The sequence below is a fragment of the Paenibacillus sp. J22TS3 genome (genome assembly GCF_018403205.1).
GTDB lineage: Bacteria > Bacillota > Bacilli > Paenibacillales > Paenibacillaceae > Fontibacillus > Fontibacillus tuaregi.
In genome coordinates, this window is sequence record NZ_BOSF01000003.1 from 617,160 (window position 1) to 636,701 (window position 19,542).

The 19,542-nt window shown below is 44.7% G+C and carries 15 protein-coding genes; 4 read left to right on the forward strand and 11 right to left on the reverse strand.

Annotated features, from left to right (window positions below):
- The first annotated feature begins 58 nt into the window (after positions 1-58).
- A complete protein-coding gene (locus KJS63_RS12550; RefSeq protein ID WP_213619435.1) occupies positions 59-898 on the forward strand; it encodes an Rpn family recombination-promoting nuclease/putative transposase in 840 nt (279 codons plus the stop codon).
- A 50-nt stretch (positions 899-948) separates the two neighbouring features.
- Here KJS63_RS12550 and KJS63_RS12555 read toward each other — a convergent pair whose 3' ends face one another.
- From KJS63_RS12555 to KJS63_RS12570, 4 genes are all read right to left on the reverse strand, one after another.
- Complete coding sequence (locus KJS63_RS12555) at positions 949-1,116, reverse strand: hypothetical protein (protein ID WP_213619436.1); 168 nt, start codon at positions 1,114-1,116, stop codon at positions 949-951.
- A gap of 114 nt (positions 1,117-1,230) precedes the next feature.
- On the reverse strand, positions 1,231-2,949 hold the full coding sequence (locus KJS63_RS12560; RefSeq protein ID WP_213619437.1) for a S41 family peptidase: 1,719 nt from the start codon (positions 2,947-2,949) through the stop codon (positions 1,231-1,233).
- A 76-nt stretch (positions 2,950-3,025) separates the two neighbouring features.
- Positions 3,026-4,393 carry a HAMP domain-containing sensor histidine kinase gene (locus KJS63_RS12565; RefSeq protein WP_213619438.1) on the reverse strand — a complete coding sequence of 456 codons (1,368 nt, stop codon included), beginning with the start codon at positions 4,391-4,393 and terminating at the stop codon, positions 3,026-3,028.
- Positions 4,390-5,067 carry a response regulator transcription factor gene (locus KJS63_RS12570; RefSeq protein ID WP_213619439.1) on the reverse strand — a complete coding sequence of 226 codons (678 nt, stop codon included), beginning with the start codon at positions 5,065-5,067 and terminating at the stop codon, positions 4,390-4,392. The genes KJS63_RS12565 and KJS63_RS12570 overlap by 4 nt, the downstream gene beginning before the upstream one ends.
- A 173-nt stretch (positions 5,068-5,240) precedes the next feature.
- Between KJS63_RS12570 and KJS63_RS12575 the strand changes: the two genes are divergently transcribed.
- Entirely contained in the window at positions 5,241-6,002 is a 762-nt protein-coding gene (locus KJS63_RS12575; protein ID WP_213619440.1) for a SagB/ThcOx family dehydrogenase, read from the forward strand.
- A gap of 211 nt (positions 6,003-6,213) precedes the next feature.
- Here the strand turns inward: KJS63_RS12575 and KJS63_RS12580 are convergent, their stop codons facing one another.
- Positions 6,214-6,741 carry a DedA family protein gene (locus tag KJS63_RS12580; RefSeq protein ID WP_213619597.1) on the reverse strand — a complete coding sequence of 176 codons (528 nt, stop codon included), beginning with the start codon at positions 6,739-6,741 and terminating at the stop codon, positions 6,214-6,216.
- 257 nt (positions 6,742-6,998) lie between these two features.
- On the opposite strand from KJS63_RS12580, the gene KJS63_RS12585 reads away from it, so the two are divergent.
- Positions 6,999-8,987 (forward strand): serine hydrolase domain-containing protein, encoded by a 1,989-nt coding sequence (locus KJS63_RS12585; protein ID WP_213619441.1) that lies wholly within the window; start codon positions 6,999-7,001, stop codon positions 8,985-8,987.
- A gap of 212 nt (positions 8,988-9,199) precedes the next feature.
- Here the strand turns inward: KJS63_RS12585 and KJS63_RS12590 are convergent, their stop codons facing one another.
- Complete coding sequence (locus KJS63_RS12590) at positions 9,200-9,832, reverse strand: hypothetical protein (RefSeq protein ID WP_213619442.1); 633 nt, start codon at positions 9,830-9,832, stop codon at positions 9,200-9,202.
- A gap of 407 nt (positions 9,833-10,239) precedes the next feature.
- Between KJS63_RS12590 and KJS63_RS12595 the strand changes: the two genes are divergently transcribed.
- On the forward strand, positions 10,240-12,276 hold the full coding sequence (locus KJS63_RS12595; RefSeq protein WP_213619443.1) for a serine hydrolase domain-containing protein: 2,037 nt from the start codon (positions 10,240-10,242) through the stop codon (positions 12,274-12,276).
- 181 nt (positions 12,277-12,457) lie between these two features.
- Here KJS63_RS12595 and KJS63_RS12600 read toward each other — a convergent pair whose 3' ends face one another.
- The 5 genes from KJS63_RS12600 to KJS63_RS12620 form a co-directional block, all read right to left on the reverse strand.
- Positions 12,458-14,512 carry a serine hydrolase domain-containing protein gene (locus KJS63_RS12600; RefSeq protein WP_213619444.1) on the reverse strand — a complete coding sequence of 685 codons (2,055 nt, stop codon included), beginning with the start codon at positions 14,510-14,512 and terminating at the stop codon, positions 12,458-12,460.
- Between the two features lie 518 nt (positions 14,513-15,030).
- Entirely contained in the window at positions 15,031-16,170 is a 1,140-nt protein-coding gene (locus tag KJS63_RS12605) for an efflux RND transporter periplasmic adaptor subunit (protein ID WP_213619445.1), read from the reverse strand.
- A gap of 20 nt (positions 16,171-16,190) precedes the next feature.
- Complete coding sequence (locus tag KJS63_RS12610) at positions 16,191-17,069, reverse strand: carbohydrate ABC transporter permease (RefSeq protein ID WP_213619446.1); 879 nt, start codon at positions 17,067-17,069, stop codon at positions 16,191-16,193.
- Between the two features lie 9 nt (positions 17,070-17,078).
- Positions 17,079-17,972: a carbohydrate ABC transporter permease gene (locus tag KJS63_RS12615; protein WP_213619447.1), complete on the reverse strand. Its 894-nt coding sequence runs from the start codon at positions 17,970-17,972 to the stop codon at positions 17,079-17,081.
- Positions 17,973-18,102: 130 nt separating this feature from the next.
- Entirely contained in the window at positions 18,103-19,473 is a 1,371-nt protein-coding gene (locus tag KJS63_RS12620) for an ABC transporter substrate-binding protein (RefSeq protein ID WP_213619448.1), read from the reverse strand.
- Positions 19,474-19,542: the final 69 nt, after the last annotated feature.

The window sequence follows — 19,542 nt, forward strand, 5'->3', positions numbered from 1 at the left end:
GTGTGTGTCTAAGAACCAATGAGCGTGATATACTATTAATGAATGGAGCTGATTGCAGATGAACGAGCTGCTTGATCCCCGTAATGACTTTTTATTCAAACGAATATTTGGCAGTGAGGAAAATCGGGATGTTCTGCTTACCTTCTTGAACAAGACCTTTATAGAAGCTGACAGACCACCTTTGACAGAGATTATCCTGCTGAATCCTTATACCGAAAAGGACGCTCCCCGCGATAAACAGTCGATACTGGACATTCGCGGTAAAACAGCCGATGGGGAGCTTATCAATGTTGAAATGCAACTATTCAACAAATATGATACCGAGAAGCGCACTCTTTTCTATTGGAGTAAGCTATACAATGGACAGCTTCAAGAGGGCCAGTCCTATAAAATGTTGAAGAAATGTGTAACCATCAATATCCTGAACTACTCATTTCTGCCCAACGACCAATATCATAACGTTTTCCATCTCCGTGAAGATCGAAGCGGCATTTCGCTTGTAGATGACATGGAACTGCATTTTCTCGAATTACCTAAGCTTGGCGATCAAGCGGCTCCTGTAGAGAGCGGAGGGCTAGTTAACTGGTTACTTTTTTTGAAAGGTGCCGATAAATCCAATTGGGAGGTGCTGACGATGAACGAGCCTGTTTTGAAGAAAGCAATGGACACGCTGGAATTTCTTAGTCAGGATGCTGAGGCACGCCGATTGTACGAAGACAGACAGAAATATCTGCATGATGAAGCTTCCATGATTGAAGGAGCATTGGCTGAAGGCGAGAGAAGAAAAGCAGCTCAGATGGCTTTAGAGCTTCTCAGGCTTGGAGTGGATACATCTATTATAATCAAAGCATCCGGGCTGTCTGAAGCTGAAATTAATACTTTAAAAAAGCAATGCTAAAATGACGGGGTGAAGAGTCAGCCAAATGATGGCTGACTCTTCTTACTATTTTATGAACGCGGGGTAAGCTTTACATAAATTTCAGTGTGTATGCTGTCAGCGACAAGATGGAAAAGTTCTATCTTGAGGCCACCTACGATGAGATGTTCACCTTTTGTGTCAATGGCTACAATTGCATCATCAACCCAAACAATAAAATCAGGATCGGGGGGCATCATGGAGGTCCCTTCTATTTTACCCTTAAAGTCGATACTGTTCACCGTAATATCTTTGTTGGAACAGAGGTTGAGCAGTCTCTCTAACGAGCAAGATCAACCAAACCGACTGTCTAATTATTTCCCCATCGCTTCGATCGCGTACTTCAACTCAACGTCCTGCCCCTTCATCACGCTTGCTTTGAACGTCTCTTCATTTAGGGGGATTTTGATATCGGGAACCACGCCTCCGACTCCGGTATTGTCGGCATCCCCCTGCACCTTCATGTCCTGATTGAGCGACCTTCCATCGGGGAACTGGATGACGTAATCTTTCGGCATCTTGATCTCGATTGGGCTGCTCACGAGTCCGAACGAGCCGGCCGTTGAGGTGAACCCTACGATTTTGACATGGGGTGCGCCTTTTAAAACAAGAGGTATTCCTTCCCCCGAGCTTCCGGTTCTGCTGTTGATCAAGATGGCCACTTTCCCGTCAAAATGAAATTTTGCAGGCTTAACCTTAAGAACTTCATTTCGATTCAGTTCAAACTTCCCCGTATATCTGTTGTAATAACTGACATATTCGTAGTGTTTCGTCTCCTTGACGAAGAACCCGGCCAGATTGGCGGCAAGCTGATCGTCCCCGCCGGGATTGTTCCGCAGATCAATGATCAAGCCCTTAACGTGCCTGTCCTGGAACATGTTCAATAGGTCCGCCAGGCTTTCTTCAGGTGAGGTGCCGTTTGAATTGGGCAGAAAATGTTTGATTTTCACATATCCATAACCGCTGTCAAGGATTCTCCCTTCAATGGGGGAAGCCTCCAGATCAGCTTGGGTGAGTTTGATTTTCGTCTTCTTCAACGTCTCGAATTGATCGTCATAAGCCGTCAGCTTCGTTCGGGTCAGCTCAGACTCTCCCCAATTGCGAAACTCAACCTGTACTTCCTTGCCGATGGGCGCACGCACAATAAATCGCCCCTGATTGAGCCTCTTCACCTCATCTGTTGCCATGCCGCTCTCGCTCCAAATTGTCTGGTCGAACGCTTCCTTTCCTGTTTTCCCATCCCAAGCGATGATTTCCGCACCTGGCTTCATTCCACTCTTGGCCGCAGGGCTATTCTCCAAAACCAGACTTATGAGAACTTTGCCGTTATCCAATTGGACGGTGCTCAATCCAAAGCCGCCGCCAACTTCCTTTTTGAATACTTTATTTCCATCGTACACATTATCGTTAACGATTTTGATATGGCCGTCCCGCAGCGAAAACAGATATTCTCTTAACGTTTTATAATACAAGTCGAAGTCTTTGTTGTTCTCGGCCTGTTTGAAGATAGGCTCGTACCTGCTTCGACGCTCATTCCAATCGATGCTCTTCCATTCCCCAAACGGATATTCGCGCGACAATCTCTCATTCATGGCAACGAACGCCTTGGAATAGCTCATGCCGCTAAAATCGCTGACCGGGTTGTACCGCATTACCCCCGCGTTGGCTAACGCGAACACCATGGGAGCAGCTCCGCATACACAGATTACACTCCGAACGATCCTGAATGCTGTCCTTTTCGGAGCCGTCCAGACTTTAGGCTTTAACAGTCTTCTAATTGTGCACAAAAACACGAGCAGCGTCAGCGACTCGATGATGAGAGCCAGAAGGGTCATGTCCCCGGACAGGGCACTTGCAATAGCTGCGAGCACACCTACGCTGGGTAAGAAATCAAACCACCTGTAATACTTCTTGATAGGTACTGCGTACACCGCCAATACGAATAAATTAATGATGCACATCATGAGCTCCCAAACTGTCAGCCATTTTACCGAATCGATCGTACCGATAACACTCATTTCCGTTTCCTCCATTCATGTTCTCCTGCCAGCCGCCGTTGCGGCATACTCAAAAGAGTATGAGAGAAATATGAACGGAGCGTGAACCGGTTTACGCTTGATTAGGCGGGTTGGCGGGCAGATGAACAACGACTTTCGTGCCTTGGCCAACCTGGCTTTCCATAATAATATCGCCATGGTGAAGAGCGACAATTTTTTTGACAATCGCGAGTCCAAGACCGCTGCCGCCGCTGCGGCTCCGGGACCGGTCCGTCTTGTAGAAACGCTCAAAAACACGGCCCAGTTGTTCAGGTGCAATACCGATCCCGGAATCGGATAAAGTCACAGCATATCCGTCCTTGCGGGTCCTTAATTGAACATGGATGAGTCCGCCATCCGGCGTAAACTTGATGCTGTTGCTAAGCAGGTTCGTCCATACTTGATTGAGCTGATCCATATCGGCTGTTATTACGGCAGACTGAGGCAGATCCAGAGTAATATCCAGGTTTTTCGCTGACCATAGAGGTTCACAGTTCACAACAACCTGCCTGATATGTTCGTCAAGATGAAAAGTGGTGTACTCCAAAGGATGGTGATTGGAATCGAGGGACGCGAGCTTGAGTAAATTATCGCTGAGCCTGGATAATCGGCCGCTTTCTGCCAAAATGATATCCAGATACTGAATGCGCTCGTCTTCGGCAATGACGTTTATATCCTTCAGCGCTTTCGCAAAACCGGATATGGACGTTAATGGAGACTGAATTTCGTGCGACACGTTCGAGACAAAGTCCTGGCGCATCTGCTCCAACTGCTTAAGATCAAGCGCCATTTCGTTAAAGCTCCGAGCTAAATCCCCCAGCTCATCCCTGCGCTTCACTCCCAATTCCACGTCGAAATCGCCCTTCGCAAGTCGTTTCGTCGCGGCCGTAAGCGTCTTGATCGGTCTTACAACATAAATTGCAGCTATAAGAATGCAGATGCTTCCTGTAACGAGAACCAGTAACAGAATGGTTAGCAGCAAGTGAGTGAGGGTCGATTCGTTTTTGGATGAGGGCAGCAAAAATAAAGCCTGACGCTCACCGCCGACCTGGAACGGCAGCCCAATGAACGTCATCTCATCCTGGGAGGAAGATCGATATACCCCGCCTTCCCTTACTTTCCGAATGGATTCCTGCGAAATCGCAAGATCGTCCATGCCGGAGTCGTACTTGAAGGATTTCATGGCCCCAGAGCCAGAGTATAGTTGAATGGAGTAGGAGGTTAGCTTCACCATGCTTTCCATGAACCGATCCAAATCTGCCGGCTTCGTCTGTTCGTAGACATGAATGATCTCCTCTCCCGCGGCTGTCAAGTCATTCTGCCCGATCCGGTCGATTCTCTCCTCGAATAAGGCGAGCCCAGCCAGAACAGAGACAAGCAGGCCTATGCCCATAGCCGCTAAAAAAGTTAGCACAACGCGGACGTATAAAGACCTTGTCATTTCTTCACCTCTAGCCGGTATCCGAGACTGCGGACCGTCTCAATGCGGAAATGCTCAGCATCCCCGGCGAAACGTTCCCTAATTCTCTTAATATGGACATCGACGGTTCGGTCGTCGCCTTCGTAATCCCTTCCCCAAATTTGAACAATGAGCTGTTCTCTGGTCAATATTTGCCCCGGGTGACAAGCCAGTCTGAACAGAAGCTCAAATTCCTTTAGCGGCAAAATGAGCTCTTCGCCTTCCCGGATCACTTTGAAGGCCCGCCGGTCCAACACAATTCCGCCTAATTGAACGATCTGGGAAGAGGCGATCCGATAACGCTTTAACAGCGCCTTTACTCTCATTACAAGCTCCACGGGATCGAAAGGCTTGGTCACGTAATCATCCGTACCGAGCTGGAAGCCCTTTACCTTTTGCCCAGACTCTCCTTTGGCCGTTACCATAAGCAGCGGAACTTCCGGATATAGGCGGCGGATCTCCCTGCACAATTCCCATCCGTCCATATGTGGCATCATAATATCAAGAATTACAGTATCAACGGCCGAATTCTCCATGATGGAGAGCGCCTCGATCCCATTTGCCGCCTCGACCGTGTCAAACCCTTCGTTCCGCAAATATAAGGTGATGAGCTTGCGAATATGCGCATCATCGTCTGCGATAAGAATTTGAGTCATTTTGCTGTTGGCCCCCTTTCGAACCTTCATCTCACTCCAGAAGAGAAGATGGGCTTTTGAAGGGATTATAACATGCAAAAAATGTAAGCCGGAGTACGTGATTCATATCACAACCGCGAATACCTGGACGTGTATACTTTTTATAGAGTAAAGATATCCTGGGGGGTTCTAACATGGGGCGATATGAACAGCAAAGAAGCTTCTTGAAGTCAAATTTTCTTGAATTTAAGCATGTGAAAACAGACAAGATAAAGGGCCTGTCAAAACCACTGACGGTTAAACCTTATTCCTCTTCCTCCATCATGATTGACTTCCCGGAATGTAACGAGGACGTTGTAAAGAAACATAATATCTATGACTGTATCAAGGATAGAAGGAGTACCCGATTTTATTCTGAGGAAAGTTTGCGTCTGGAGGAGTTATCCTATCTATTATGGGCCACCCAAGGAATAACAAGTACAACGAAGACCGGGCTTACCCTTCGAACTGTGCCATGCAGTGGCGCAACCCATACTTTTGAAACCTACCTTTTCATTATGCGGGTGGAGGGAATACGCCAAGGAATCTACAGGTATTTACCAGTGGAGCACAAGCTCTTATTTATGTCCGAATTGGATGAAATTGACCAAAAAATCGATGCCATTACCTTAGACCAGCCATTTGTCCCAAATTTTACGAAAAAGGCTGCCGTCATGTTCGCATGGAGTACAATTCCATACCGTTCCGAATGGAAATATGATATCTCCGCACATAAAAAAATCCTGATTGATATTGGACATGTCTCTCAGAACCTTTATCTGGCAAGCGAATCAATCGATGCTGGAGCTTGTGCGATCGGCATTTATGACCAAAACCTGATCGACGAGGTCTTAGGTCTAGATGGTGATGAAGAATTTATTCTTTTCCTAGGCGCTGTTGGGAAAAAAAGAACATAGTCACGATTTCAGCAGCACTGTTTGTGCAGCTGTATAATCCTCCTCTGCGCAAAACAACCCCCGCCTATAGCACGGGGGTCAGCTTTACCTACTTGTGATACGGTTCGCCATGCTGTCCGTAACGGCAGGTTACAAATATGTAGCCCTCTTAAGCACAGGACGAATATCCCCCTCATCACAGGTTCCACAACCCTTCTTCAGGACAATCACATCAGTGGAACAACCGGAGAACAGAAGCATACACATCGGAGAAATTGACCGATGCTCCAAGGAAATAGCCGATGGATATAAACAAGGCACACCATAACAAGGCCCCTAAGACCGAGTAGAGTAAGTATTTCCTGAGGCTCATAGCGCTCATCCCCGCCAGGTAACAAGTTAGATGCCGAAACCCTGGAATATAGTAACCTATACATATTGCCCAAGGGCCATAACGCTCGAACCAACTTTCTGTTTTCTCCAATCTTATTGTCGTGAGCCTGATCCATTTCCCATACTTCCACAGCAGCGGCTTGCCGAATTTCCGCCCAAGGGCGTAACTGCACAGCATTCCAGTCATGGCCCCGAAGACGCTAACTGAAAGCGATAACGGGAAATAAAGCAGCCCAAGTGAAGAAAAATAACCGACCGTCGTCATTAAGATTTCATCAGGCACAGGCAAACCAATAATACCAAGCGCCAAAAAGCAGAAAATAGAGATGTATCCGTGTTCTATAATGATGTTCTGTAATAAGGCGATGATGATCACGCTCCGTCTCTAATGGCTCTAGGTAAAGAAATGTTATTCGGCCGTTTTAGAGAATCTTAATCCTTATATAGTCATAAATCCTAGTGCCTAATTGTCACATTACATTTTAAATTGTCTTGGCATCCTGGGTGACAAAATGAAATTTGTCGATATGTGACGAAATGATACTTGTTGATATGACGAGCCTTTTGCCATACTCGGTTCAGCCAGTTCTAATCAGGCAAATTCATTTTGAGGAGAGACCATGTATGAACAAAAAGACTCGCACCCTTGCGGTTCTGTTATTATCCGCTATGGCAACGACCGCAATTATCCCACCTAGCAGCCAGGCGGCTGCCGCAACAATGTCCACAACTAATGCACCTATAAATGCTAGCTTGGAGGGGCCTCGCGATACCAAGGAGCTAGAAGCATTTGCAGATAGCGTTTTTGCGGACGTGATGAAGAAGTATAATACAGTCGGTTCTAATTTTGCAGTCGTGGGCAATGGGAAAGTGTTACTAAGCAAAGGTTACGGTTATGCCGACAAGGAAAAGAAAATTCCCGTTGATAAAGACACTGTTTTCCAGATCGGCTCTGTTACCAAGCAATTCACGGCCTTGGCTGCTATGCAGATGGTCGATAAGGGGAAAATCGATTTGCGAGGCGACATTCAAAAGTACTTAGGAGGATTGAAGATTCCGAATAAAACGGGGAAAAAGCTGACCATGTATAATCTGCTTACCTATACAAGCGGATTTGAATTTCCCGATACCTCTTCGTATTACTCACCGGAATATGTTAACAAAAACTATCCAATAAAGGATTTTCTCAAATCACATATGTCAGCAGTTGTGAGGCCTCCGGGAGAAGCCTACGTTTATGACAATCTTGGGTTTTTGCTAGCGGGGTATGCGGTAGAGAATGCCTCGGGAATGCCTTATTCGAAGTATATGGAGAAAAACATTTTTGGCCCGTTAGGCATGACCTCAACGAATGTACGGTTTACGCCTGAACTACTAGGCAGAATGGCTGCTCACTATGGGCCGAAGGGTGAGCTGATCCCCATGGATGGAACTATGCCTACAGAGAAACCTGAAGGTGGTATCATCTCAACAGCAGATGACATGGCGAAGTATCTCTTAATGCATCTGAACAAAGGAAAGTATGATGGCAAAGAAATTGTGAGCCAAAAAAGCATAGAGCAAATGCACACATACCAGTATTTTGCTGATAAAACGATTCCTATTACAACAATAGGGTTCGAAGGCTATTTCCCTGAGAAAATGAATGGTCAACATGTGATTATAAAAGGAGGGAATGTTACAGGGCATTCATCCCTGATTGTTATTCTGCCTGAGAAGAATGTAGCCTTTTATCTGTCCAACAATGACGACAACGCCCAGTTTAGCATCGACGTGTATGAAGCGTTTATGAATCACTATTATCCAAGAAAGACAGAAGCTTCAAAGCCAACCTATTCAGCAATCAGTGAGCAGCAAGCCAAAGCGTATGTCGGATTATATAAAAACATTCGTATGGATGCTTTGAGGAATAAGATTTCTTATTCGAACGGGAACTTAGTTTCGGAAACACCTTCTGGCAAGCATACGCTGAAAATGATCCACCCTTTATTGTTCGAAGATGAATCAGGTACTAAAGTGGCGTTTAAGAAAAACGCAGCTGGCCAGATTGCATATATGTATTCTACGGGTCTACCAGACTTAGCTTCATTTGCAGAAAAAGTTAACGTTGATTCACCATTCTCGGATGTACCTGCGAATAGTAAGTATAAATCATATATTAACAATCTCAAGGCTTTGAAAGTCATGAACGGGAAGTCTTCCCATATCTTTGATCCAAAAGGAACGATGACTCAAGCTGAATTCTCAGAAGTGCTGCTTCGCGCCCAGGGGTGGCATAAAATGCCTTTCTTGCTTGCAGCCAATACGAAGCAGATGAAAGCCGGACTGCCTAATTTTCATCCTAATTCTCCGATCACTAGACAAATGGCGGCGGTCATGATCCAAAACCTGAAACAGGTAGAGCCTAGAACGAAGGTTAAACTGAGTGGCACAACGGATGCTTGGGCAGTTGAAGCCATCAAAGCGCTTGTATCCCAAGGGATCATGGACCCGGATACTAAGGTCAAATCTGATGGCTCCGTGAACTTTCGTTCTAAAGAACTTTTGAAACGCCAAGAAGCTAGTGCTTTATTGGATCAAGCATTTAATCATATTTTACCCATCCGTCACTAATGAATTCGATTCATGAGCTCTAGGCAAATTTAAGGCCTATATAGTAAGAAACAAGCGGCTGTATAGGCAGTCGCTTGTTGTTTTAGTTATTGCCGTGTCCAAGGGCATTCTATACCGGGCGATAAAGATTACTCCAGCCCGGGCTCTAGTGCTTTTTGCACCCGCTTCGGAAGCCCAGATTTCAATAAGCTGCGGAACGGCTAATCGCAACGTTAAATTAACTTCATTGACTCCAACTCCCGATAAACTTCCTCTGCAGCACAGTCAGGGTTTAGCATTTGAATCATCTCCATAGTAATAGGAACACCTTCGTAAACTTGTTCAACAACTTCTACTGGCAGGGCTAACTCATAGTAATCCTTCGCAAATTGCACGAACTCTTCGGGTGTCTGATAAATTGCACCTATTAGAAAGGCAGACCCATCATCTGCTCCTTCTGGCATTTCAACCTCACCCTTCTGCCAGCTCGAATCACTATTTTTACGCCATATACAAAAAGTCACATCTTCTTTTTCAATGTCTTCATGCTCCAGCAGCGATAATAATCCGCTTGGAACGTCATCATAGATGCCTGGCCATACTTCATATTCGTCTTGTGCATGCGGACTTAATTGAGATTCATGATCGAACCCCTTCATGATGGAGCCTATAGCGGAAAACAACATGATAAGATGATCCCCCGCCCCATTATGTATTTTTGCCATGCAAACTCCTTCATCCCATTCCTGAACAAAGCTATGATAACGAAGCCACTCCGTCTCACAAAGAATTGTATTCAGAGCTGCTTGGGCAATCATTAGCTTTTTTAAGCTTTCCGGTTCTGGTAATTGTTCTAATGCATTCATAATTTGCACCTCGTCTTTTTTAATTTAGCCAGCAAACTTGTCTGCAGGTGTGATGTCCCCAAAGGGAAATGGAATTTAGGGGAAAACACCACACCACAGCTTCCGCCAGTGGTCGGCAGCTGTTCTAAAGCCGGCCTTCGACGCAATGGGTTGAATGGAGCTTTAGAAGCCCGAAGCCCCGAGAGCCTATTCTATAAATACCAGAATGGCAGAGTTACGTCCATTTTTAGAAAAATCAGTATTATCAGACCCCTTTTTGAATTGGGATTGACGTTTGCGCGATCACGCAAATATCATGCGGCAGATACGGATTTGCCGCAGCTTTCTATTTGATATATTAATGTTGCACAAAGTAGAAGCGGGCTGCGAAATAGCTAACGCTTATACATTTCAAGGGGGAGAAATCGATGACAACCATCATTCGCAAAGGGTTCAAACCCGCTGTCCTTGCCATGGCAATCCTCATTGGATTGACGGCAATGACACCCGGCATACCGGTATATGCCGCACAAGATCACAGCACATCGGTGCAGAAAACAGCCACCGCTTCGAGAGAGGCCAATCCAATCACAACCGAATCGGTAGAGAGGTTTGCCGATTCTTATTTCTCGCGTCCCGATGTCAAGGAGCGGCTCAAAGGCGCACTCTTTCTTGTCGTCAAGGATGATAAGGTGCTGCTCAATAAAGGATACGGATATGCCGATGTGGCTGCCAAGAAGCCTGTTGACCCGGATAAGACGGTATTCAGAATGGCATCAATATCCAAAGTGTTCACAGCAACGGCAGTTATGCAGCTCGTGGAGCAAGGCAAAATCGATCTGGAACGTGACATATCTAAATATATGCCAGGCATCACCATCCCTAATAAAACGGGCTTCCCGCTTAAGGTGAAACATCTGATGACCCATACAACCGGGTATAACTATACCGATGGTTCCGCAGCAGCAGGCCGCATATCTCTGGATCGCTATGTCAAAGACAATATACCAACGGTCATACGCAAGCCTGGAGAGGCCTACCGTTATGACAATATAGCCTTCGTGCAGCAAGGATATATCGTACAAAATGTATCCAAGCTCCCGTTTGAGAGCTACATGAAAGAGCATATATTTAAACCGCTCGGCATGAATAGCTCCGACTTTGCAATGAGTGCCGATGTCAAAGCAAATCTCGCTAAAGGCTATGATCCTGAAGGCAAAGAGATTGCTCTATACGATAATACCCCCTATATTGACCCAACCGGAGGATTATTCTCAACCGGAAGCGATATGGCCAAGTACATAACCGCGATGTTAAATGGAGGCAAGCTCGGGGACAATCGAATATTGAAGGAACAAACGACCAAGACCATGGAGTCCTTTCAATACGGCATTCATTCGAAGCTGCCTGTAATGTCCTATGGGTTCGAATCCTTCCTTAAGCACCTTCACAATGGAGAAGTGGTCATCGGGAAAGGCGGGGATCTTGCTGGAGCTCATTCCTGGATGTGGATGCTGCCCGAGCATAAAGTAGGCGCGATGGTTATTGTGAACGGCGAGTCGATCGATCCGAGAATCGAACTGTTCGCCGCCTTCATGCAGCAGTTTTATCCGGATCAACGTTCTACCCAAGCGGATAAGCTTAAGCCGGCACAGAAATCGTTGACCCGATTTGAGGGCACATACCGAAACCTGCGAAATCCGATGGCGGTCTCGAGTATTACGGCAGCTAAGGACGGCACAATTACGGTAAAAGATCAGATGGGCACTCATAAGCTGAAACAGCTGGAAGCTTTATTGTTTCAAGACGAGCAAGGCATGACTGCGGGCTTTAAGGAGGATCGTAACGGGGAGATCAACTACTTCTATTACAACGCCCCAGACAGTTTTTCTGAGAAACTGCCAAACCCTAAGTTATACCGTGACGTACCTAAAAATCATCCGTATGCCTCTTCTATTTATATGTTAAGAAAGCTTCAGAATGTAAGCGATGGCGGCCCAAACACCTTCAGACCTAAAAAAGCTATAACCCGCGCGGAATTCCTTCAAATGCTGGTGCAGATTGGCGGATTTCAATTAAGCAAGCAGCCTGTCCGATTCTCCGATTCGGCGCGTCATCCGCTTGCACGGGAAATTCAGACAGCCGTAGAGCATTTAGATGTCGCAGGATTACAGGACGGACGTTTTGAACCGAATCGAGCAATAACGAGACAGGAAGCTGCTTCATTTGCATGGAAATTTGCGCAGACGTTTAGAACAGACCCACCGCAAAAAGCAAAGTTAAGCGGCAAACAGCCCTCACCTTGGGCCCGGGATGCCGTACAATTTGTTGCTGCCGCAAAGCTGTTTGGCCCTGAAGTAAAGATTGGAGCGAATGGAGCGATAAATTATGAACCTACGCGCCCAATGCTTCGCCAAGAAGCCGCTGCATTGTTAGCCAAGCTTGCCGTACCGTCGGGATCATAAGGCTGGCGTGCTCACAGTCCAAATCCGTACTTGAGGAGTTGGACGCATCGCGTTGGCTCCTCGCCTGCATTTGCAGCAGGAGCTGCGCGCTAGCTTAGTACGAACAGGCACTCAATTCGTTAAGAACTTATATCCTTAGATCAAAAAGTCCGCACGTTATGCGGACTTTTATACTACAAATCTATTTATTCTTCAATTCAATTTTAAATACATCGCCCGCTTTCCCGCCAAAAACGATCATCCCATCTTCAGGCAGTACTACCGAATGATTGTTAGTTACCTTTGAGAGGTTTACAGACATTCCATTCTTATCGTAAACGGCAAATCCCCCACTTACCGGAGTCTTAACGTTCATGACTCGATTGGCTGATTTTTCATCAATTTTATACCATTTAGCCTGACCATTGGAAAGTATGATGCTGGTTGAATCCTTCCCTTCATAAATGGGTTGAATAGCATCTTCATTGATATAAGAGAATCCATCAATCTTTAAATACTCCGTATGTCCTTCTTTATAAAAGTTGAGATCAAATACATCTCTTCCGGCCATAATCGGAATTTGGATAACATTTACTGCTTGATTCTCATTAACAATTTTAGTCCCATTTGCGTATCCATGATCCATATCAACGGATATTTTCTTTGTTAACATCGGCGTGGCCAGATAAAATAAAGAAGTTATCTTTTCATCCACCATATAATAACTTTTTCCGTTTCTATTTTCCCATACCTTTTTAGTTGTTTGTTGGAGTGGATTGGAATCCAGCTTTTGATAGGCATAGAACACCATCATGGACTGACCTAATCCTTGGTTATTCGTATAGGCGTTAAGCTTAACATATGTTTTTCCATTTTTTTGTTTGTCAAAACTTACTGTTACACTGCCATCTTTGCTTTTGAATTGTCCATCGCCCGTATACACATATGTTTGTGCGGGTATCAACCCTCCGTTTTGTGCAGGTAAATCAATCTCTCCATTCTTAATCTCTATATTTATGGTTGAATCCCTTGTACCATACAATCCAGCATAAGAAAGCATTTTAGACGGCATGTTCACCTTCAAGGAAGGTTTAAATGTTTTCTCGGGTAGAATTTCCTTAATATGCCCCTTGTCTTTTAAGTATTCTAATAAAACTTTAGTTGCAAATGGAAGATTGAATACTGAAGCTCCTCCTGATGAAAGCACAGCCATAGAAATATTATGTTCTGGTATTGTAATCAAGGAACCGTGATAAGTAACGACGTCTCCACCTTTGGATAATGCCGTTATTCCGTAATCATCAAACTCTGGCAGGCGAACCGTGTCCCAACCAAGACCATAGTTAAAGGCGTTCGCTTTTTCAGAAACCCATATTCCTCTTTTATATTCAGGACTTTGCATGGCTTTGGCTGATTGTTTAGATAGAACATCCGTTCGATTACCCATTAACATACCTGCAAACCTAGTTAAGTCTTCTGCAGTTGAGTAGAGCCCGCCTGACCCAAGGGTGTTAGCATTCTCAATGGGTAAAGCCTGATCAATCCCAGGAAAGTAAGCTTTGGCTACCCTTTCTCTATCAAATTGATCAAGTGGTGTTTTAGTTGAGCTTAAATTCAGAGGCGTGCTCACATATTTCGCAAGGAATTCGGTATAGCTTATACCGCTCACTCGTTCAATCATGATTTCAAGCAAATCAAACCCGTCGTTACAATAAACGGAAAATTCACCGGGCTTTGATTTTAAATGTTCCGACTGTAACTTGTTCAATAATTCATCGTGGACTATTGTATCATTGTCATCGAATAAAGAACTATTCGGAAGGTGAGTACCGTAAAGCCCTGACGAATGATTCATTAACATACGAGGTGTAATTTTTTTATATCTTTCATCTGCCATTTTGAAGTCTTTGATATATGTTGTAAGTGGCTTATCAATATCAATTTTTTTAGCATCAGCTAGTATCATCGCTGCAGCAGACACATGCATTTTACTTATCGAACCTATACCAAACATAGTGTCTTTGGTGATCGGAGTTTTGGAAGCTTTATCATTTACACCAGCGTTATCTGATAAAACAATGGATCCCTTATCCATAATGGCATACTGTACACCACTTGCACCGGAGACGGAAAGGAGCTTCGAAGCTAGCACCTGTGCCCTTTCTTTTACAGTAGCCGGATTCGTTTCAGCAAAAGCAGGGGTGACTGGTATGGCAATAAGCATAGTGGTCATTACTACAGAAAACAATCTCTTCACTATTAATACCTCCTGTAACTTTTTTCTAGATTGTACTTACTGAATTCATCATACTTAAGAGAAGGCAGCTGTATTAAAAAATGCCCTGAAACGAAAAAAACAATCCCTAAACGACATTGTCTAAGGATGGTTTATTTAAATTCCTTATAGATTTGGCCTCTTCTATCCCTTCTTCTATCTGCTGCAGCTTATGAACAGTCTCCTCATATTGACCTTGTACCAAATCCAGCTGTGCCCAGTACATTAGTGGCCAAATCTTCGTTTAACTCCTCCAGCCACATTCCGATTCACCTATCATTGGGAGAGGGGGAGGGGGCCAGATTCTACACCTGTTGAGCGCGTCGACAGTGCTAAAAGCTTCGATTAATCGAACAGGTCTGTCAGCGAAAAAATAACATGCTGGAACAAAAAACAACCACCGACGACAGTGGTTGTTTGGGTAAAGTTGTTACTTGTCGATCTGGCCCCAACTCATGGAATCTATTAGGCCAGCTATATACGCTTTATATTTAGCAGCACTAATGGACTCGAATCTTGTCTCCCTCCTGCAATGGATCGCTGCTCTCGAGTATGATTTGTTCCTGATCAAATAAACCCTGGGTCACAGCTGATTGAGTTTCATTCGAATCTATGATTGTAAGGTATACTTTACGCACGTAAAAATCGTTGCCAAGAGGCCCCTTTCTCTCCTCAACGCCAAACACGTACCTTTTGTCTCCCTCATTACGAATGGCTTTATTGTCTACCAAAATTACATTTTGCGTTGTTTTGGTTAACACGACATCAGCCCGCTCCCCTCCCTTCAAAGCATCGTCCTGAATCGCAACGATCAGTCGCTTCATTGCAGTATACGTCGTATGTTTTTCATCTTCGCCTGTTTGAGTAAGCTGCTCTGCATCCTGAATTTCTTCAATACGGCCCTCGACTTGTCTGGCATTTCTGCCACCCAATTGAACATCCAGCTTATCTCCTTTTGCTAGTTGGCCAATCGCATCAACAGGGGCAAGAAACTCGAAATCAAAGCCAAGGCTCGTGTTGGCAATAACGATATCAGGTGCTCCTCCAGTTGAACCCAACCCCTCCACCTTACCCACTTTCGTTACGATACCGTCAAAAGGTGCAGCTAGCAGGCTATTTGCCGAGAGATCCTCCTGCAGTTTTTGAATTCTACGCTGTAAAACATCCTTATCGATTGAGCTAGTCTTTAAAGCGTTTCTAGCGCTTTCAATGCTCTTCTCATCCCCATTATGATAAATCTCTTTATAACTATCCTGCAGCTCTTTAATAGAAATGTTTAACCTATCAAGAGCGGCCTTCTCATCCAGTATCTGATTTTCAACAGCCTTCGTATCATATACGAGCAGCGCCTGTCCTTTCTTGACAAGATCCCCCGCCTTGACATTGACCTGCTTGACTTTCCCTTCCGCAACACCCGTTAAGACCGATTCCATACGCCATTTCACAGTCCCGCTGGCTTGAAATGTATGAACAAGTTCACCCTGGCCCACCGTTATTAACGCCACTTTGGGTGAGGTTAATGACATCAGCGTATTGCTGAATAGGGTAAATCCGATCAACATTCCGATCAACAAGCCGAAAAGGATGCGAATTTTCCGTTTACGTCCGATTAACGCTTGATCGGCAGGTTGAATTTCCATTAAAAGCCCCCCGTAATTAACTATCCTTTAATTCCCGATAATTGAATACCTTCGACAAAATAGGATTCCGCATATAAAAACAACAGCACCATCGGTGTCATATACAGAACGGACGCAGCAAAAGCGACGCCCCTTGCCCCTTCATTAATTTGCGACAAATACAGGGATAATGGCTGTTTGAATGCATCCTCCAGAAATATGAGTGGCTGCTCGACCATATTCCAATAGTCAACAAACAGCAATACGACAAGCGCTGCAATCCCCGGATGAATTAACGGAACTATAATTTGATAAAAAACTCTCAAATGTCCGGCCCCATCTATTTTGGCCGCTTCGATATACGAATTCGGAATATGCAACATGAACTGTCTAAGCATAAAGACGCCAAAGGCGCTGAATATCCCAGGTAATATGATGGAGGAAGTTGTGTTCATAAGCCCCAGCTTATCTGCGATAATATAATTTGGCACCAAAGTAACTTGAAACGGCATAAGCATGGTCATCAGATAGATGACAAACAGTTTGTCCCGCCCCCAAAATCGAAGCTTGGCAAACGCATACGCAGCCAAAGACGCGACCAGTACTTGCCCCACAATAATCGGCACGACCATAAACACTGAATTCCAGAACATTTGGAGGAATACAGGCTTATCAAACAGTACCTCCATATATTGACTGAATGACACCCAGTCGGGAATCAGCTTCAAATTGATAAATTGGTCCTTCTCCCCTGCCGCAACATCGACCATTTGGCCAATGAGATGATAGTTATAGTTAATCTCAGCTTCTGTCATGAAGGAATTGGTAAATGTGACTACCACGGGGAATAACATCGCCAGGGCTAGCCCCCCCATAATCAGCGTCAGCACTAGCTTGCGGAATACAGTCAATCTTCTCATCGCCTCACCCTATTCCATGAAATTCCGAAAGCGACGTTCGATAGCAAGCATACCCGTCACAAAAACAAGAATACAGCCTACCATTAAGACTGCAGCTGCTGTCAGCTTCTGAACATCGAGCGACAAAAACATATTGTTCATGTAATGCTGCAGCATATAAATACGATCATGCGGATATCCGCCAGCGATCAGATACGTTTCACGGAACACTTTGAACGAGTTAATAATGGATATCAGAATGACAAAGAACATCGTTGGAGTTAAGTAAACAAGCGTAATATGAATCCATTTATGAAGTTTGCCCGCCCCTTCAATATCCGCCGTCTCATAGTAGTCCTTCGGAATATTTTGTAGACCAGCCAAAAACAAAATAATGCTGTATCCTATATTTTTCCATATGTATACGATTATTAACACACCCATGGACCAATCCGATTTCATCCAATCGATCCGCTCCACATGAAGGCTCTGCAGCAATACATTTAATGTGCCATTCCAATCGAACAAGATTTGCCATATCATCACAATTGATGCAACAGGAACTACAAGCGGCAATACAAAAGCAGTCTGCAGCCAATTCCGAATAAACAGCTTTTGATTCAGCAAATGTGCAAACAGCAAAGACAAAGCTATAATGATCGGCACGCTTATGCTGGTAAACAGAAAGGTGTTTGATGCCGCTTTGCGAAAGGAAGCACTCGCCTGCAGTGCCATGTAATTGTCCAGGCCGACAAATGAGCCGTCGACCGTACGATCCTCAAATGAATAAAGGAATCCTATGGCAAACGGAATCAGATAAAACAAGGCAAAGCCAATCAGGCTTGGTGCCAGAAAGAAGGCTGCCACAGCCCAATCCTTCCGCAGCAGCCTGATCAGCTTATGCCAATAACGCTTGTTTGTCATGTTCATACCACTCCCTATTCATTTAGAACAGTCACCACTCTATTCTGAATCAGCTTTGCTACTTCTTCGGGTGATTTCTGTCCAGTGAAATAGGCCCCGGATTCTTTCAATAGAATCTTATAGCTACTCCTTATTCATTCAAATAGCTCATTATCCGGTTCTGCATAAGCTTGGCGGTGGCTTCTGCAGTTTTCTGTCCAGTGAAGAATGCTTTCGCTTCTTCTGTGATGATGGCTGAAAGCTTGTTGTGTTCGTCATTGTATCCATAATCTCTTAAACGCGCCTCAGATACCATTTCCTTAAAGGGTTGAAGATTCTCTTCGGATGCTTTCAGGGCTTTGCCAGCCTTAGGATTGTTAACGCTCCCTTGCTTCACTAAATCTTGCACAGCTTTATCATTAACTGCCTTATTTATAGAAATACCGTTTTCCTTCGTGAGGGACTGTATCTCTTCCGACATTAAAAACTTCATGAAATTCCATGCTTCCCCTTTGACCTTAGAATTTGCATTCATCGCTAGCTCTCTGGTCACGCTAAAGGATACACCTGATTGTTGGTCAGCCGAATGCGGCTTTTGATAGATCTTTCCGTTACTATAATATAATCCGAGACGGAGAAGATAATCCGAAGGAGAAGTGATTATAGAATACGTGAAGTTGGTCTTTTTCGAATCAACGTTTTCCGACTTTATAATATTGTTGTCATACAATGACTTTACTTGCTTAAGCAAATCTGTAAAAAACGCGGAGTCAAAAGATGCGGTTTGCCCATTGACCAATTTGGGATAATTGTCCGATACAAGGTTATTTAACAGCAGCTCCGGGGCCCAATTGGCCAGGGAGACGGAATGCCCTCCCTTATCAGCCAGCTTCTTGCTTATTTCTGCAAACTCACTCCACGTCCAGTTCTTATCATCGATGGTGACACCAGCATTCCCGATATTTGCAGCATCCCCAAACAGAGCTTCCATGTAAAACTGTAAAGGAAGGGTATAAATCCCGTTATTCATTCGGGAATTTTCAATAATATTCATTTGGTACAGGTTAGGATCAAAGGTTTTATCCCTCTTGATTAGCTCCTCTAAATTAACGAAAGCTTTTTTGTTAACATATTTATCAATGGGCAGGGGAATCGTCGAAACAGCATATAAATCTGCTCCCTTACCTGATAAAACCTCCGTAGTGATCTGTTTGATATATCTTTCCACTTCAGCAGGGTTCAGTGTTGCCCCCTCGGCAGGAAACTCCTTGAACTGAATCGTCGTGTTCGGATGCTGGGCTTCGTATTTCTGCTTCGCTTGCAGGTAGAAATCGTCTGCTGCAAGCATAGATACAACAACGGTTTTCTTGCCGCCCTTCGTTTCGTCAAGCGGCATTCCTTCTTCACTTAGCGCAGTTGCGTTGTTGGAATTGTTGCTGCTCGTCTGGCCACCGGTAGGGGCGCTGCAAGCAGAAACTATGACTATGATAAACATGAACAGAATTGACATAGCTTTTCTCATTGTTTCTCTTCCTTCCCATAATCTATCTTTTCGCGGGCATCCCACAGCGTTACTCCATCAGTATAGTGC

Excerpts from the sequence above, each read along its gene's own strand:
- KJS63_RS12550 (WP_213619435.1), top strand. The coding sequence starts at position 59 with ATGAACGAGCTGCTTGATCCCCGTAATGACTTTTTATTCAAACGAATA.
- KJS63_RS12555 (WP_213619436.1), bottom strand. The coding sequence starts at position 1,116 with ATGATGCCCCCCGATCCTGATTTTATTGTTTGGGTTGATGATGCAATT.
- KJS63_RS12560 (WP_213619437.1), bottom strand. The coding sequence starts at position 2,949 with ATGGAGGAAACGGAAATGAGTGTTATCGGTACGATCGATTCGGTAAAA.
- KJS63_RS12565 (WP_213619438.1), bottom strand. The coding sequence starts at position 4,393 with ATGACAAGGTCTTTATACGTCCGCGTTGTGCTAACTTTTTTAGCGGCT.
- KJS63_RS12570 (WP_213619439.1), bottom strand. The coding sequence starts at position 5,067 with ATGACTCAAATTCTTATCGCAGACGATGATGCGCATATTCGCAAGCTC.
- KJS63_RS12575 (WP_213619440.1), top strand. The coding sequence starts at position 5,241 with ATGGGGCGATATGAACAGCAAAGAAGCTTCTTGAAGTCAAATTTTCTT.
- KJS63_RS12585 (WP_213619441.1), top strand. The coding sequence starts at position 6,999 with ATGAACAAAAAGACTCGCACCCTTGCGGTTCTGTTATTATCCGCTATG.
- KJS63_RS12590 (WP_213619442.1), bottom strand. The coding sequence starts at position 9,832 with ATGAATGCATTAGAACAATTACCAGAACCGGAAAGCTTAAAAAAGCTA.
- KJS63_RS12595 (WP_213619443.1), top strand. The coding sequence starts at position 10,240 with ATGACAACCATCATTCGCAAAGGGTTCAAACCCGCTGTCCTTGCCATG.
- KJS63_RS12605 (WP_213619445.1), bottom strand. The coding sequence starts at position 16,170 with ATGGAAATTCAACCTGCCGATCAAGCGTTAATCGGACGTAAACGGAAA.
- KJS63_RS12610 (WP_213619446.1), bottom strand. The coding sequence starts at position 17,069 with ATGAGAAGATTGACTGTATTCCGCAAGCTAGTGCTGACGCTGATTATG.
- KJS63_RS12615 (WP_213619447.1), bottom strand. The coding sequence starts at position 17,972 with ATGACAAACAAGCGTTATTGGCATAAGCTGATCAGGCTGCTGCGGAAG.
- KJS63_RS12620 (WP_213619448.1), bottom strand. The coding sequence starts at position 19,473 with ATGAGAAAAGCTATGTCAATTCTGTTCATGTTTATCATAGTCATAGTT.